General features: G+C 65.9%; 18 protein-coding genes. 16 read left to right on the top strand and 2 right to left on the bottom strand.

Annotation, left to right across the window (positions count from 1 at the left end):
- Positions 1 to 27 precede the first annotated feature (27 nt).
- From hisH to ABFG95_RS15760, 10 genes are all read left to right on the top strand, one after another.
- Positions 28 to 726 carry an imidazole glycerol phosphate synthase subunit HisH gene (gene hisH / locus ABFG95_RS15805; protein WP_049070566.1) on the top strand — a complete coding sequence of 233 codons (699 nt, stop codon included), beginning with the start codon at positions 28 to 30 and terminating at the stop codon, positions 724 to 726.
- Between the two features lie 57 nt (positions 727 to 783).
- Positions 784 to 1,524: a 1-(5-phosphoribosyl)-5-[(5-phosphoribosylamino)methylideneamino]imidazole-4-carboxamide isomerase gene (hisA, locus tag ABFG95_RS15800; RefSeq protein ID WP_049070564.1), complete on the top strand. Its 741-nt coding sequence runs from the start codon at positions 784 to 786 to the stop codon at positions 1,522 to 1,524.
- Positions 1,521 to 2,339 carry an imidazole glycerol phosphate synthase subunit HisF gene (gene hisF, locus ABFG95_RS15795; RefSeq protein WP_006388053.1) on the top strand — a complete coding sequence of 273 codons (819 nt, stop codon included), beginning with the start codon at positions 1,521 to 1,523 and terminating at the stop codon, positions 2,337 to 2,339. The genes hisA and hisF overlap by 4 nt, the downstream gene beginning before the upstream one ends.
- A gap of 2 nt (positions 2,340 to 2,341) precedes the next feature.
- Positions 2,342 to 2,746, top strand: a complete 405-nt coding sequence (gene hisI / locus ABFG95_RS15790) for a phosphoribosyl-AMP cyclohydrolase (RefSeq protein ID WP_025139940.1) — start codon at positions 2,342 to 2,344, stop codon at positions 2,744 to 2,746.
- A complete protein-coding gene (locus ABFG95_RS15785; RefSeq protein ID WP_348994755.1) occupies positions 2,743 to 3,093 on the top strand; it encodes a phosphoribosyl-ATP diphosphatase in 351 nt (116 codons plus the stop codon). The genes hisI and ABFG95_RS15785 overlap by 4 nt, the downstream gene beginning before the upstream one ends.
- 15 nt (positions 3,094 to 3,108) lie before the next feature.
- Complete coding sequence (locus ABFG95_RS15780; RefSeq protein ID WP_049070563.1) at positions 3,109 to 3,477, top strand: histidine triad nucleotide-binding protein; 369 nt, start codon at positions 3,109 to 3,111, stop codon at positions 3,475 to 3,477.
- 14 nt (positions 3,478 to 3,491) lie between these two features.
- Positions 3,492 to 3,719 carry a Sec-independent protein translocase subunit TatA gene (gene tatA, locus ABFG95_RS15775; RefSeq protein WP_049070561.1) on the top strand — a complete coding sequence of 76 codons (228 nt, stop codon included), beginning with the start codon at positions 3,492 to 3,494 and terminating at the stop codon, positions 3,717 to 3,719.
- A 71-nt stretch (positions 3,720 to 3,790) separates the two neighbouring features.
- Positions 3,791 to 4,423 (top strand): Sec-independent protein translocase protein TatB, encoded by a 633-nt coding sequence (tatB, locus tag ABFG95_RS15770; protein WP_348994754.1) that lies wholly within the window; start codon positions 3,791 to 3,793, stop codon positions 4,421 to 4,423.
- Positions 4,420 to 5,211, top strand: a complete 792-nt coding sequence (tatC, locus tag ABFG95_RS15765; RefSeq protein WP_049070557.1) for a twin-arginine translocase subunit TatC — start codon at positions 4,420 to 4,422, stop codon at positions 5,209 to 5,211. Before tatB ends, tatC begins: the two co-directional genes overlap by 4 nt.
- 105 nt (positions 5,212 to 5,316) lie before the next feature.
- Complete coding sequence (locus tag ABFG95_RS15760) at positions 5,317 to 5,709, top strand: helix-turn-helix transcriptional regulator (RefSeq protein WP_054418384.1); 393 nt, start codon at positions 5,317 to 5,319, stop codon at positions 5,707 to 5,709.
- A gap of 45 nt (positions 5,710 to 5,754) precedes the next feature.
- Here the strand turns inward: ABFG95_RS15760 and ABFG95_RS15755 are convergent, their stop codons facing one another.
- The gene (locus ABFG95_RS15755; RefSeq protein WP_100503093.1) at positions 5,755 to 6,915 is read right to left on the bottom strand and encodes a trypsin-like peptidase domain-containing protein; all 1,161 of its coding nucleotides are present in this window, start codon (positions 6,913 to 6,915) and stop codon (positions 5,755 to 5,757) included.
- Positions 6,916 to 6,934: 19 nt separating this feature from the next.
- Between ABFG95_RS15755 and ABFG95_RS15750 the strand changes: the two genes are divergently transcribed.
- Positions 6,935 to 7,711: a Nif3-like dinuclear metal center hexameric protein gene (locus ABFG95_RS15750; protein WP_348994753.1), complete on the top strand. Its 777-nt coding sequence runs from the start codon at positions 6,935 to 6,937 to the stop codon at positions 7,709 to 7,711.
- 489 nt (positions 7,712 to 8,200) lie between these two features.
- On the opposite strand, the gene mscL is transcribed toward ABFG95_RS15750, so the two are convergent.
- Positions 8,201 to 8,659 (bottom strand): large conductance mechanosensitive channel protein MscL, encoded by a 459-nt coding sequence (gene mscL / locus ABFG95_RS15745; protein ID WP_020925624.1) that lies wholly within the window; start codon positions 8,657 to 8,659, stop codon positions 8,201 to 8,203.
- Between the two features lie 140 nt (positions 8,660 to 8,799).
- On the opposite strand from mscL, the gene petA reads away from it, so the two are divergent.
- The 5 genes from petA to ABFG95_RS15720 all read left to right on the top strand — a co-directional run bounded on the left by petA (position 8,800) and on the right by ABFG95_RS15720 (position 13,005).
- Positions 8,800 to 9,441 carry a ubiquinol-cytochrome c reductase iron-sulfur subunit gene (gene petA, locus ABFG95_RS15740; RefSeq protein ID WP_006388042.1) on the top strand — a complete coding sequence of 214 codons (642 nt, stop codon included), beginning with the start codon at positions 8,800 to 8,802 and terminating at the stop codon, positions 9,439 to 9,441.
- 74 nt (positions 9,442 to 9,515) lie between these two features.
- Positions 9,516 to 10,904: a cytochrome bc complex cytochrome b subunit gene (locus tag ABFG95_RS15735; RefSeq protein WP_049070550.1), complete on the top strand. Its 1,389-nt coding sequence runs from the start codon at positions 9,516 to 9,518 to the stop codon at positions 10,902 to 10,904.
- A gap of 25 nt (positions 10,905 to 10,929) precedes the next feature.
- Positions 10,930 to 11,784 carry a cytochrome c1 gene (locus tag ABFG95_RS15730; protein WP_049070548.1) on the top strand — a complete coding sequence of 285 codons (855 nt, stop codon included), beginning with the start codon at positions 10,930 to 10,932 and terminating at the stop codon, positions 11,782 to 11,784.
- Between the two features lie 153 nt (positions 11,785 to 11,937).
- Positions 11,938 to 12,549 carry a glutathione S-transferase N-terminal domain-containing protein gene (locus ABFG95_RS15725; protein WP_006388039.1) on the top strand — a complete coding sequence of 204 codons (612 nt, stop codon included), beginning with the start codon at positions 11,938 to 11,940 and terminating at the stop codon, positions 12,547 to 12,549.
- 12 nt (positions 12,550 to 12,561) lie between these two features.
- Entirely contained in the window at positions 12,562 to 13,005 is a 444-nt protein-coding gene (locus ABFG95_RS15720) for a ClpXP protease specificity-enhancing factor (protein ID WP_049070547.1), read from the top strand.
- Positions 13,006 to 13,163 lie beyond the last annotated feature (158 nt).

Genomic DNA, 13,163 nt, shown 5'->3' with positions numbered 1-13,163 from the left:
CTCCCGCCACGCATCAGGTAAACCGAAGTGACCACTATCGCCATCGTCGACTACGGAATGGGCAACTTCCACTCCGTCGCGCGCGCGCTCAAGTACGCCGCCCCGGACGCGGACATCCGCATCTGCAACCAGCCCCATGAAATCGACGCGGCCGACCGCGTGGTGTTCCCGGGCCAGGGCGCCATGGCCGACTGCATGCGCACCCTGAACGAATCCGGCCTGCGCGAAGCGGTCGTCAAGGCCGCCCGCGCCAAGCCGCTGCTGGGCGTCTGCGTGGGCGAACAGATGCTGTTCGATTCCAGCGAAGAGGGCGCCACCCCGTGCCTGGGCCTGTTCCCCGGCGTGGTGCGCCGCTTTGCCGGTCCGCGCTTCGCCGACCCGGTCGCGGCCGACGACGCGGCCTGCGAGGCCGACACCGGCACGGCCGGCCCGGTCGATGTCCGCCCTGAACGCCTGAAAGTCCCGCACATGGGATGGAACAAAGTGCGCCAGACGCGCTCTCACCCTATCTGGGACGGCATTCCGGACGACACGCATTTCTATTTCGTCCATAGTTATTACGCCGACCCGGCCGATACGAGCCTGACCGTTGGTGAAACCGATTATGGCGTCGCCTTTACCTGCGCGGTGGCGGCAGCTAACATTTTCGCGGTGCAGTTCCACCCCGAGAAGAGCGCCGAGCACGGTTTGCGCCTGTATCGCAATTTTGTAGACTGGCAGCCGTAAGCCGATCCGGCCGACGCGCGCCAGCCCGTTCAACCCCATATTTTCCCGCTGCCCACCATGCTGCTGATCCCCGCCATCGATCTCAAAGACGGACGCTGCGTGCGTCTGCGCCAGGGCGACCTGGACGATGCAACGGTGTTCTCCGAAGACCCCGCCTCCATGGCCTCCAAATGGCTCGAACAGGGCGCCCGCCGCCTGCACCTGGTCGACCTGAACGGCGCCGTCGCCGGCAAACCGAAGAACGAAGCGCCCATCAAGGCCATCCTGGACGCCGTCGGCGACGACATCCCCGTCCAGATCGGCGGCGGCATCCGCGACCTCGACACCATCGAGCGCTACCTCGACGCCGGCATCTCCTACGTGATCATCGGCACCGCCGCGGTCAAGAACCCGGGCTTCCTGCAGGACGCCTGCGGTGCCTTCCCCGGCCAGATCATCGTCGGCCTGGACGCCCGCGACGGCAAGATCGCCACCGACGGCTGGAGCAAGCTGACCCGCCACGACGTGCTCGACCTGGCCAAGAAGTTCGAGGACTACGGCTGCGAAGCCATCATCTATACCGACATCGGCCGCGACGGCATGCTGTCGGGCGTGAACGTCGAGGCCACCGTGCGCCTGGCGCAGCACGTGCGCATCCCCGTGTACGCCTCGGGCGGCATCGCCGGCATCCAGGACATCGAGGCGCTGTGCGCCGTCGAGGAAGAGGGCGTCGAAGGCGCCATCCTGGGCCGCAGCATCTACGAAGGCACGCTCAACTTCCAGGCGGCGCAGGCCCGCGCCGACGAATTGGCCAAATGACCACCTCCAGCAGTACCTCCGGGGCGGGCGCGCCCGCCCAGAGCGCGCTGACCCGCCGCATCATTCCCTGCCTTGACGTCACCGCCGGCCGGGTCGTCAAGGGCGTCAACTTCGTCAACCTGGCCGACGCCGGCGACCCCGTCGAGATCGCCCGCCGCTACAACGAGCAGGGCGCCGACGAGCTCACCTTCCTGGACATCACCGCCACCAGCGATGGCCGCGACCTGATCCTGCCCATCATCGAGCAGGTCGCCTCGCAGGTCTTCATCCCCCTGACGGTGGGCGGCGGCGTGCGCCAGGTGTCCGACATCCAGCGCCTGCTGAACGCCGGCGCCGACAAGATCAGCATCAACAGCGCCGCCGTGGCCAATCCGGAACTGGTGCGCGCGGCCTCCGACTACCACGGCTCGCAGTGCGTGGTGGTGGCGATCGACGCGCGCCGGGTCTCGGCCGCGGGCGAAGCGCCGCGCTGGGAAGTCTTCACCCACGGCGGCCGCAAGGCCACCGGCCTGGACGCCGTGGCCTGGGCCCGCCGCATGGCCGCCTACGGCGCCGGCGAGATCCTGCTGACCAGCATGGACCGCGACGGCACCAAATCCGGCTTCGACCTGGAACTGACCCGCACCGTGTCGGATGCCGTGCCGGTGCCGGTCATCGCCTCGGGCGGCGTCGGCACCCTGCAGCACCTGGCCGACGGCGTCACCACCGGCCGCGCCAGCGCCGTGCTGGCCGCCAGCATCTTCCACTTCGGCCAGCACACGGTCGGGGAATGCAAGCGCTTCATGGCCGAGCAGGGCATCGAAGTAAGGATATGACGATGAGCAACGAACCCAGCTGGATGGCCGACGTCGTCTTCGACGAGAACGGCCTGATCCCCGCCATCGCGCAGGACGCCGACAACGGCCAGATCATGATGGTGGCCTGGATGAACCGCGAATCGCTGGCCGAGACCGCCGCCACCGGCCGCGCGGTGTACTGGTCGCGCTCGCGCCAGCGCCTGTGGCGCAAGGGCGAGGAATCCGGCCACGTGCAGCAGGTGCACGAGCTGCGCCTGGACTGCGACGGCGACGTGGTGCTGCTCAAGGTGCACCAGGAAGGCGGCATCGCCTGCCACACGGGCCGCGCCAGCTGCTTCTACCGCCGCCTGGAAGGGCAGACCGACCAGGCCGCCTGGGTTACCGTGGACCCGGTGCTGAAAGACCCCGAACTGATCTACAAATGACCGACTCGCCCCCGACCGCCCACGACGTCCTGGCCCGCATCGCCGACACGCTGGAGACCCGCCGCCCCGAGAATGGCGGCGATCCCAAGGCCTCGTACGCGGCCAAGCTGCTGTCCAAGGGCCCCGACGCCTTCCTCAAGAAGATCGGCGAGGAAGCCACCGAGCTGGTCATGGCCGCCAAGGACGGCGTGCCCGAACGCATCGTCAGCGAAACCGCCGACCTGTGGTTTCATTGCCTGGTGGCGCTGACGCACTTCAACCTGCGCCCCGACGACGTGCTGGCCGAACTGGCCCGCCGCGAAGGGCTGTCGGGCCTGGCCGAGAAGGCCAGCCGTCCCCAGGACTGACACGGAACCGGAAAAATGAGCGCCAACTGTATTTTCTGCAAGATCGCCGCCGGCGAGATCCCGTCCAAGAAGGTCTACGAGGACGAGGACTTTGTTGCATTCCACGATATCAACCCGGCCGCGCCGGTGCATTTATTGCTGATCCCTCGACGTCATGTCACATCCATGCAGGATATTACGGCCGAGGACGCAGGTTGGTTGGGTAGAATGATGGCATTGGCGCCGCGGCTTGCCGCTGAAAACGGTTGCACCCCGGGCCCTGATGGCGGGTTTCGCATCATGATCAATTCTGGCGTCGAAGGCGGCCAGGAAGTCCCGCATCTGCATTTCCACATCATCGGCGGTCAGCGACCCTGGAAAGGGCGCATGGCCCCCACTGCGTAATACGGAGAACCATCATGGGTAGCTTTAGCATTTGGCATTGGCTGGTCGTTCTGGTCATTGTGGCGCTGATCTTCGGCACCAAGAAACTGCGCAACATCGGCTCGGACCTGGGCGGCGCCGTCAAGGGCTTCAAGGAAGGCATGAAGGATGCCAACAGCGACAAGCCGGCCGAACCCATCGCCCAGCAGCGCGTGGCCGGCGACACCATCGACGTGCAGGCCAAGGAAAAGTCCAACTCCTGAGCGCCTGCGCGCCCCCGGGCCCGGCCTGCACCGGCCGGCCCTCATAGCCTCAATTCCCGAGCGGCCGTCGAATGTTTGATGTCAGCCTCACTGAACTGATGGTGATCGGCGTCGTCGCGCTGATCGTCATCGGCCCCGAACGCCTGCCCAAGGTCGCCCGCACGGTCGGCCACCTGCTGGGCCGCGCGCAGCGTTACGTCAATGACGTGAAATCCGATATCCAGCGCGAGATCGAGCTGGACGAGCTGCGCAAATTCAAGAGCGAAATGGAGACCGCGGCACAGGATGTGCACCAGTCGCTGAACGATACCCACAACGCCTTGCAGGAGCCGGTGCAGCAATTCCGCGCCGAACTCGACGAAGTCGCCCGCGAAGCCAGCGGCAAGCCCGCGCTGACGGTCGGCGCCGAAACCACCGCCGCCGCCGACCCGCACGCCGCGCCCGCCAATACGGCTGGCGCCGGCGCCGCGCCCGCCGCGTCGGCCGAACCGCTGATGACGCCGCACGCGGCCCAGCCGGCCGAGCCGCCGCGCACCATCGCGCCGCCCAACCCGAACCTGAGCCTGGACCTGGATCCGCCCGCCGCCGCGCCGGCCGCCCAGCCCGAGCCCGCCCCGCAACCGGCGCCGGCGCCCGGCGTCCCGGCCGCCAGCGAGACCCCGCCGGCCAACAAGCCCGCCACGCCCTCCGGAACGACAACGTGACCCAGGACGCCTCCCAAGAAGACGGCCAGCAGGAAAGCTTCATCTCCCACCTGGTCGAACTGCGCACCCGCCTGCTGCGCGCCGTCGGCGCGGTGGTGGCGGTGTTCATCATCCTGTTCATCTACCCCGGCGCGTCCGCCATCTACGACGTGCTGGCCCAGCCCATGCTGGCCTCGCTGCCGCAAGGCACCCGCATGATCGCCACCGGCGTCATCACGCCCTTCATGGTGCCGGTCAAGGTCACCATGATGGCCGCCTTCATCGTCGCGTTGCCGGTGGTGCTGTACCAGGCCTGGGCCTTCGTCGCGCCCGGCCTGTACAAGCACGAGAAGCGCCTGGCGCTGCCGCTCATCATCTCCAGCACGCTGCTGTTCATCGCGGGCATGGCGTTCTGCTATTTCGTGGTGTTCCGCACGGTCTTCCACTTCATCGCCACCTTCGCGCCGCAATCGATCACGCCGGCGCCGGACATCGAGGCCTACCTGAGCTTCGTCATGACCATGTTCATGGCGTTCGGCATCACCTTCGAGGTGCCGGTGGCCGTGGTGCTGCTGGTGCGCATGGGCGTGGTGGAACTGTCCAAGCTCAAGAGCGCGCGCGGCTACGTGGTGGTCGGCGCCTTCATCATCGCCGCGGTGGTGACGCCGCCCGACGTAGTCAGCCAGTTCATGCTGGCGGTGCCGCTGTGCCTGCTGTACGAGCTGGGACTGATCTGCGCGCGCATGGTCACGCCCAAGCCCGGCGCCGACGAAGCCGTGAACGACGGCTCGCTGACCGAGCGCCACTGAACCCTCGTTGCCGATCCTGACGGGGCCCCTTGCGGGCCCCGTTGTCATTGCATAAACGGACCGTTTCCGCTTGTCCGGTGGTGACTGCAAACTTACATTGCAGCCATGTCGCTCGCCCTACGCCTGCGCACCCTGATGCGGTGGCGCGGCATCAAAAGCCAGAACCAGCTTGCCCGCATCTCCGGCGTGCCGCAGTCCTGCATCCACCGCATCCTTACCCGCGATGAACACTACGCGCCCACCCGCGCCACGCTGCAACGGCTGGCGCGGGCGCTGGATACGCAGGTCCCCTGGCTGGCCGATGGCATGGTGGCGCAGGCCGCCGCCATGCCCGAGCCGCGCGAAGAAGAACGAACCGATGCCTATTGCGCCGAAATCTGCGCGCTGCTGCGGCACCAACCCGAAACCACCCGCAAGCGCGTGCTGCAGGTCGTGCGCCTGGTGCTCGACACTCCATGCCGGCCACGTCGTCCCGGGCCGTCTCGGCAGTCCCGTTAGCCCTGCTATCCCGAAGCCCTGCGGTCCCGTAGCGCGGCAGCGCCGTTAGCGCGGCAGCCCCGGCCGCGTTCCCACCATCACCGTCACCTCGGTCACCTTGCCGCCACGCAGCACGCCCAGCGTCGCGCGCTGGCCCGGCGTCAACTGCGCGATCGCGGCCAGCAGCCCGGAAGTATCCATCATCGGTTTGCCATTCACCGTCTGCACGATGTCGCCAACCCGCAGGCCGCCCTTGGCGGCGGGCCCGTCGCGCAGCACGCCGGCGATGATCACGCCGCGGACTTCGCGGTCCATCTGGAAGGCGCGCGCCAGCTCCGGCGTCAGGTCCTGCGGCTCCACCCCCAGCCAGCCGCGCTTGACGCCGCCGGTCTTGACGATCTCGTCCATTACCTTGCGCGCGATGTCGATCGGCGTGGCGAAACCGATGCCCATCGAGCCGCCCGACTCGGAATAGATGGCCGTGTTGATGCCCACCAGGTTGCCCTGCGCGTCCACCAGCGCGCCGCCCGAATTGCCCGGATTGATCGCGGCATCGGTCTGGATGAAGTTCTCGTACGTATTCAGGCCCAGCCCGTTGCGGCCCAGCGCCGACACGATCCCCTGTGTGGTGGTCTGCCCCACGCCGAATGGATTGCCGATGGCCAGCACCACATCGCCCACCCGCAGGCCGCGGTCCGGCGCCAGCGTGGCCGCCGGCAGGTTGCGCAGCGTCGCCAGTTTCAGCACCGCCAGGTCGGTGTCCGGGTCCGCCCCCACCACCTTGGCCGAGTCCTTGCGCCCGTCCGCCAGCGCCACCTCGATGGCATCCGCGGCTTGCACCACGTGATAATTGGTCAGCACGTAGCCATCATGATTGACCACCACGCCCGAGCCCAGGCTGGTGCTGGCCTGCCGCCGGCTCACGCCCGGCACCTGGCCGAACAGCTGGCGCAGGATCGGATCGTCCGGCAGCGGCACCAGCGGCACATCCACGTGCTTGGTGGTGTAGACGTTGACCACCGACGGCGCGGCGCGCGCCACCCCATCGGCATAGGACACCGCCCCCGCCAGCGGCCTGGCGGGGGCCTGGACCGCCTGCGGCGTCGCCGCCGGCGCGGCGTCCGGCCCGACCAGCCGCAGCAGATCCGGCCGCAAGGTGGTGACGACGAATAGAATAGCCAGGCAGACCGTGACGGCCTGAGCGAAGATCAGCCAATATCGGCGCATGTTTCTGATAGGACTAGCAATGAGTAAAGTGGACTCCCACGTCCTGGCCGCCTGGCTGGACGACACCCTGCAAGCCGCCCGTTTCAAGGACTACTGCCCCAACGGGCTGCAGGTGGAAGGCCGATCCGAAGTCGGACACATTATCACCGGTGTCACCGCCAGCGAAGCGCTGTTGCGCATCGCCGTCGAACGCGGCGCCGACGCGGTGCTGGTCCACCACGGCTGGATGTGGCGCAACGAGGACCGCCGCGTCATCGGCACGCGCCGCACCCGCATGGCGCTGGCGCTGAAAAATGACCTCAACCTTTTCGCCTACCACCTGCCCCTGGACGCCCATCCCACCCTGGGCAACAACGCCCAGCTGGCCCGCGTCCTCGGCCTCGAACCCGAACGCCGCGACGACGGCGCCCCGCGCACCTGTGGCCCCGACAACCTGGTCTGGCTCGGCACCGCCCCCGACGTCGCCACGCTCGGCCAGCTCGCCGCCCGCATCCAGCAACGCCTGGGCCGTCAGCCCCTGGTCGTCGGCAACCCCGACCAGCCCGTCGCCCGCATCGCCTGGTGCACCGGCGGCGCCCAGGGCATGCTCGCCGACGCCATCGACGCCGGCGCCACCGCCTACATCACCGGCGAAGCCTCCGAATCCACCTTCCACCTGGCGCAGGAAACCGGCGTCGCCTTCCTCGGCGCCGGCCACCACGCCACCGAACGCTACGGCGTCCAGGCCCTGGGCCAGGCCGTGGCCGAGCGCTTCGGCATCAAGGTGGAATTCGTGGACCTGGACAACCCGGTGTAACGGCAACGAAAGGGTATGGCCGCAACGCTGATCCGTGCGCGTACTCGCCCACCCGCAGCCACGCAGCGTCTGAACGCCGCCGGGCCACCCGCGACACTCACCGCCAGCGCGCAGCGCACCCCCTACCACTCCCCAGAAGCACGTATGCCACAACCGGCTGCCCGCGCAGCCGGTTGTGGCGGGCAACCCAAGCCTCTCCCATGCCCCCTCGGTCCAGCAGCGCATGAAACCTCGAAACCGGTAGCCCGGCGCGGGTGGTCGCGGGCGGGGCGCGCCGTCAGATGCGCCCGGCGGAAACCGAAGGCAGCCGCCGGCAGGCGGCAACGAGGTTGAGCTCGGGGCAGTCCGGAGCGAACGCTCCGGACCGCAATCGCAGGCGCGCCCCGCCCGCGACCACCCGCGCCGGGCGGCCTACGAAGCCCCCCCCGCAAGCAAACAACCCCACTGAACCAATAAAAAAGCGCCCCGCAGGGCGCTCTTCCATTCACCTCAAGGCTGCTTCTTCAGCAAATCCCGAATCTCGCGCAACAACGCCACATCCTCGGGCGTCGCGGCCGGAGCGGCCGGGGCCGGCGCTTCCTCGGCCTTGGTGCGCGCCTTGTAGATCGCCTTCACCATCCAGAAGATCACAAACGCCAGCAACACGAAGTTGATGATGATCGTGACGAAGTTCCCCCAGGCGAAAACGTTGGCCCCCGCCTTGGTCAGATCGGCATACGTCATCGGCCCGTTGTAACCGGCCGGCATCGACAGCACCAGGAACTTGTTCGAAAAATCGACGGATCCGCCAAGCACGAAGTTCACCAGCGGCATGACGATATCCTTGACCAGCGAGTCGACAATCTTCCCGAATGCCGCGCCGATGATCACACCAACCGCCAAATCAACCGCATTGCCTTTGACAGCGAAATCTCGGAATTCTTTGACGAAACCAGTCGCTTTGCTCATAAAAGCACTCCCTTCGTGATACGCCCACCAGTAGGCTGGCGCTATAATACGCGGTTGCTATGTTGTTACATATTCCCGCGAAGCCGATGCCGCAGAAGTGATGCTACTCGTAGAGCGGGCGCATCAACAAGGATAGGAAGATGAGTCAGGATACGCTGGTGCATGATGATGACGGTGCGGTTGATCCAAATCTGCCGCCCGATCCTTCGCGACGTTTCTGGGTAACCACCGCCTGTGCTGTGGGTGGCGTAGCAGGTGTCGCAACGGCAATACCGCTTGTGAGCACGTTTTCCCCTTCTGAAAAAGCCCGCGCGGCCGGCGCCCCCGTCGAAGTCGACATCGGCGATATCCCGGTCGGCACCATGAAAACCGTGGAATGGCGTGGCAAGCCGGTCTGGATCATCCACCGGTCTCCTGAACAGATCGCCGGCCTCAAGACCCAGGACGCGCTCCTGGCGGACCCTCAATCCAAACGCCCCGGCTTCACTCCCAAATACGCAGAAAACGAAGGTCGCTCGCGCAAGCCCGAGATCTTCGTCTGTGTTGGCATCTGTACTCATCTGGGCTGTTCGCCCACCTCGCACTTCGAAACGGGCGGCGGTGGCGGCATGGGCGCCTCCTGGCAAGGCGGATTCCTCTGTCCGTGCCACGGCTCCACGTTCGACCTGGCAGGCCGGGTCTACAAGAACAAGCCCGCTCCCGATAATCTCGAAGTCCCGCCGTACCAGTATCTCACCGACTCCCGCATCATCGTGGGCGTCGATGAAGACAACAAGGCCTGACGCTCGCGTCGCGCTTTTTTCCCGAATTACGTAAGTAAAACAAATACGCCACGTATTAGAGAAGGAGCCGTTACATGGCTGGCGAGAAAACCGTCGAGACGACAGGCCTGTTGGGCTGGCTGGATCGGCGCTTCCCGGTGACCTCCACCTGGAAAGCGCATCTGTCCGAATACTACGCACCGAAAAACTTCAACTTCTGGTATTTCTTCGGCTCACTGGCGCTGTTGGTGCTGGTGCTGCAGATCGTGACCGGCATCTTCCTGGTCATGCACTACAAGCCGGACGCCGAACGCGCGTTCCAATCCGTCGAATACATCATGCGCGAAGTCCCGTGGGGCTGGCTGGTGCGCTACATGCACTCGACCGGCGCCTCGATGTTCTTCGTCGTCGTCTACCTGCACATGCTGCGCGGCCTGCTCTACGGCTCGTACCGCAAGCCGCGTGAACTGGTCTGGATCTTCGGCGTCGCGATCTTCCTCTGTCTGATGGCCGAAGCATTCTTCGGCTACCTCCTGCCGTGGGGCCAGATGTCCTACTGGGGCGCACAGGTGATCGTGAACCTGTTCGCGGCCATCCCGTTCATCGGCCCCGAGCTGTCGATCTGGATCCGCGGCGACTACGTCGTCTCCGACGCCACGCTGAACCGCTTCTTCGCCTTCCACGTCATCGCCATTCCGCTGGTGCTGGTGGGCCTGGTGGCGGCCCACCTGGTGGCGTTGCACGAAGTCGGCTCGAACAACCCGGACGGCATCGAGATCAAGGAAGGCCCGAAGGACAAGTACGGTCGCCCGAAGGACGGCATTCCGTTCCATCCGTTCTACACGGTGCACGACCTGGTCGGCGTCGCGGGCTTCCTGCTGGTGTTCGCCTTCATCGTGTTCTTCGCGCCGGAAATGGGCGGGTACTTCCTGGAGTTCAACAACTTCATCCCGGCCGACTCGCTCAAGACGCCGCCGCACATCGCCCCGGTCTGGTACTTCACGCCGTTCTACTCGATGCTGCGCGCCACCACCGACGAGTTCACGTGGGTGCTGGCCGGCGCTTCGGTGCTGGGCGCCATCGCGCTGCTCGTCAAGAGCAACCTGAAGGGCTTCATGCGCATCGCCGTGCCCGGCATCCTGATCGTCGTGGCCGTGCTGCTGCGCGTGATCGACGCCAAGTTCTGGGGCGTGGTCGCCATGGGCGGCACCGTGGTCATCCTGTTCTTCCTGCCGTGGCTGGACCATTCCCCGGTCAAGTCGATCCGCTACCGCCCCACCTGGCACAAGTGGATCTACGGCATCTTCATGGTCAACTTCCTGGTGCTCGGCTACATCGGTACGCAGCCGCCCAGTCCGCCGTTGAACATCACGTCGCAGATCGGCACGCTGCTGTACCTGGCATTCTTCTTCCTGATGCCGGTCTGGAGCCGCCTGGGCACTTTCAAGAAAGTGCCTGACCGCGTGACGTTCCACGCCCACTGAGCCCCACGAAAATAACGGACTGACCATGATCAAGAAGCTGATTGGTGCCGTGGCGTTGATGCTGCTCACGTGTACCGCCACGTTCGCCGCCGAGGGCGGCTATCCGCTGGACAAGGCGCCTTACCGCGTCAACGACATGGCGTCGCTGCAAAACGGCGCCAAGCTGTTCGTCAACTACTGCCTGAACTGTCACAGCGCATCGTCGATGCGCTACAACAAGCTCAAGGACATTGGCCTGACCGACCAGCAAATCAAGGAAAGCCTGCTGTTCACCGGCGAGAAGGTCGGCGACATGATGAATGTCGCCATGACGCCCAAGGACGCCAAGAAGTGGTTTGGCACCACGCCCCCGGACCTGTCCGTGATCGCGCGCGCCAAATCCGTCAACGCCGGCCCCTCGGGTTCCGACTACATCTACACCTACCTGCGCACGTTCTACCGCGACACCTCGCGTGCCACGGGCTGGAACAACCTGGTGTTCCCGGCCGTCGGCATGCCGCACGCGCTGTGGGAACGGCAGGGTCCGCGCGAGCTGACCACGGTGGCGATGCACGAGGTCGAAGGCAAGGACGGCGCGCCGAAGTCGTGGGAACGGGTCACGACGGTGTACGATGCGCAAGGTTTTGCCACGGTCAAGGCCGAGCCGGTAGCCAGCTACCACGGCCATGCCACCTTCGAGGCCAAATTCAAGGCCGCCAACCCGGCCCAAACCGCAACATACGACAACGACGTCGCCGACCTGACCGCGTTCATGTCCTGGATGGCCGAGCCCGTCCAGACTTTCCGCGTCCAGTTGGGCGTCGGTGTCATGTTGTTCCTGCTCTTGTTCTTCCTGGTGATGTGGCGCCTGAACGCCTCTTACTGGAAACACGTGCGCTAACCGCAACGCCCCGCCAGGCTTATCCGCCCCCATTTTCTCCAGGGTGGATAATGGCGGGTTAGGGCTGTATGCCTACCCCCCGCCTGGCAATCGGGGCCAGCGCCTGCTAGATTAGGGCGCTGGCCTTTCGTTTTTCATAAAGGATTTTTCGCCATGATGGTGCTCTATTCCGGAACCACGTGTCCGTTTTCGCAACGCTGCCGCTTCGTGTTGTTCGAAAAGGGCATGGATTTCGAGATCCGCGACATCGACCTGTACAACAAGCCCGAAGACATCTCGGTGATGAATCCGTACGGTCAAGTGCCCATTCTGGTCGAGCGCGACCTGGTCCTGTACGAGTCGAACATCATCAACGAGTACATCGACGAGCGCTTCCCGCACCCGCAGCTCATGCCGGCCGACCCGGTCATGCGCGCGCGCACCCGCCTGTTCCTGTACAACTTCGAGAAAGAGCTGTTCGTCCACGTCTCGACGCTGGAAGACCGCAGCGCCAAGCCCGACGAGAAGAAGCTGGCCAACGCCCGCCAGAACATCCGCGACCGCCTGGCCCAGCTGGCCCCGATGCTGCTCAAGAACAAGTACATGCTGGGCGAGGAATTCTCCATGCTCGACGTGGCCGTGGCCCCGCTGCTGTGGCGCCTGGACCACTACGGCATCGAACTGCCCAAGAACGCGGCTCCGCTGCAAAAGTACGCCGAACGCATCTTCTCGCGCCCGGCCTACATCGAAGCGCTGACGCCTTCGGAAAAAGTGATGCGTCGCTAAGGCTGTTGCGTGATGGGTGAAACTTCGACCAAACCGTATCTGATCCGCGCGCTGCACGAATGGTGCACCGATAACGGCTACACGCCGTACATCACCGTGCAGGTCGACGAGCACACCATGGTGCCCGTCGCCCACGTGCGCGACGGCCAGATCACCCTGAACGTGGGCACGCTGGCCACCAACCGCCTGGTGCTGGGCAACGAATTCATCGAATTCCAGGCCCGCTTCAGCGGCGTGACCGAAAACGTCTACGTGCCGGTGGGCGCCGTCAGCGCCATCTATGCGCGCGAAACCGGCGCCGGCATGGGCTTCGAAGTGCAGCCCTACGAACCGCCGGCCCCGGGTACGCCGGGCGCGTCCGACCTGGCCACGACCGAAGCCGACGCGGACACCGCGCCGGGTGACGATGGCGGCGACGACGAACCCAAGCGCCCGCGCCTGACAATCGTCAAATGACGCGCCGCGCGGGGACCGGGCTCTCTTGAACCGACAGGCCATCCCCGCGCACCGCTCCGGCCAGTCGCGCCGGCGCCACCTGGCCGATCTTGCACGCCCCTCCCGAGGGGCGTTTCTTCGTCCCTCATCGTCCTCGCCCCGCCGGGCGGACGGCGGGG

The sequence above is a fragment of the Achromobacter sp. HNDS-1 genome (genome assembly GCF_040084795.1).
Taxonomy (GTDB): Bacteria; Pseudomonadota; Gammaproteobacteria; order Burkholderiales; family Burkholderiaceae_B; genus Achromobacter; species Achromobacter ruhlandii.
This window is presented reverse-complemented; position numbering and strand designations above follow the sequence as displayed.

What these genes read in the sequence shown, in the direction of transcription:
- hisA (WP_049070564.1), top strand. Translation starts at nt 784, where the DNA reads ATGCTGCTGATCCCCGCCATCGATCTCAAAGACGGACGCTGCGTGCGT.
- hisF (WP_006388053.1), top strand. Translation starts at nt 1,521, where the DNA reads ATGACCACCTCCAGCAGTACCTCCGGGGCGGGCGCGCCCGCCCAGAGC.
- hisI (WP_025139940.1), top strand. Translation starts at nt 2,342, where the DNA reads ATGAGCAACGAACCCAGCTGGATGGCCGACGTCGTCTTCGACGAGAAC.
- ABFG95_RS15785 (WP_348994755.1), top strand. Translation starts at nt 2,743, where the DNA reads ATGACCGACTCGCCCCCGACCGCCCACGACGTCCTGGCCCGCATCGCC.
- ABFG95_RS15780 (WP_049070563.1), top strand. Translation starts at nt 3,109, where the DNA reads ATGAGCGCCAACTGTATTTTCTGCAAGATCGCCGCCGGCGAGATCCCG.
- tatA (WP_049070561.1), top strand. Translation starts at nt 3,492, where the DNA reads ATGGGTAGCTTTAGCATTTGGCATTGGCTGGTCGTTCTGGTCATTGTG.
- tatB (WP_348994754.1), top strand. Translation starts at nt 3,791, where the DNA reads ATGTTTGATGTCAGCCTCACTGAACTGATGGTGATCGGCGTCGTCGCG.
- ABFG95_RS15760 (WP_054418384.1), top strand. Translation starts at nt 5,317, where the DNA reads ATGTCGCTCGCCCTACGCCTGCGCACCCTGATGCGGTGGCGCGGCATC.
- ABFG95_RS15755 (WP_100503093.1), bottom strand. Translation starts at nt 6,915, where the DNA reads ATGCGCCGATATTGGCTGATCTTCGCTCAGGCCGTCACGGTCTGCCTG.
- ABFG95_RS15750 (WP_348994753.1), top strand. Translation starts at nt 6,935, where the DNA reads ATGAGTAAAGTGGACTCCCACGTCCTGGCCGCCTGGCTGGACGACACC.
- mscL (WP_020925624.1), bottom strand. Translation starts at nt 8,659, where the DNA reads ATGAGCAAAGCGACTGGTTTCGTCAAAGAATTCCGAGATTTCGCTGTC.
- petA (WP_006388042.1), top strand. Translation starts at nt 8,800, where the DNA reads ATGAGTCAGGATACGCTGGTGCATGATGATGACGGTGCGGTTGATCCA.
- ABFG95_RS15735 (WP_049070550.1), top strand. Translation starts at nt 9,516, where the DNA reads ATGGCTGGCGAGAAAACCGTCGAGACGACAGGCCTGTTGGGCTGGCTG.
- ABFG95_RS15730 (WP_049070548.1), top strand. Translation starts at nt 10,930, where the DNA reads ATGATCAAGAAGCTGATTGGTGCCGTGGCGTTGATGCTGCTCACGTGT.
- ABFG95_RS15725 (WP_006388039.1), top strand. Translation starts at nt 11,938, where the DNA reads ATGATGGTGCTCTATTCCGGAACCACGTGTCCGTTTTCGCAACGCTGC.
- ABFG95_RS15720 (WP_049070547.1), top strand. Translation starts at nt 12,562, where the DNA reads ATGGGTGAAACTTCGACCAAACCGTATCTGATCCGCGCGCTGCACGAA.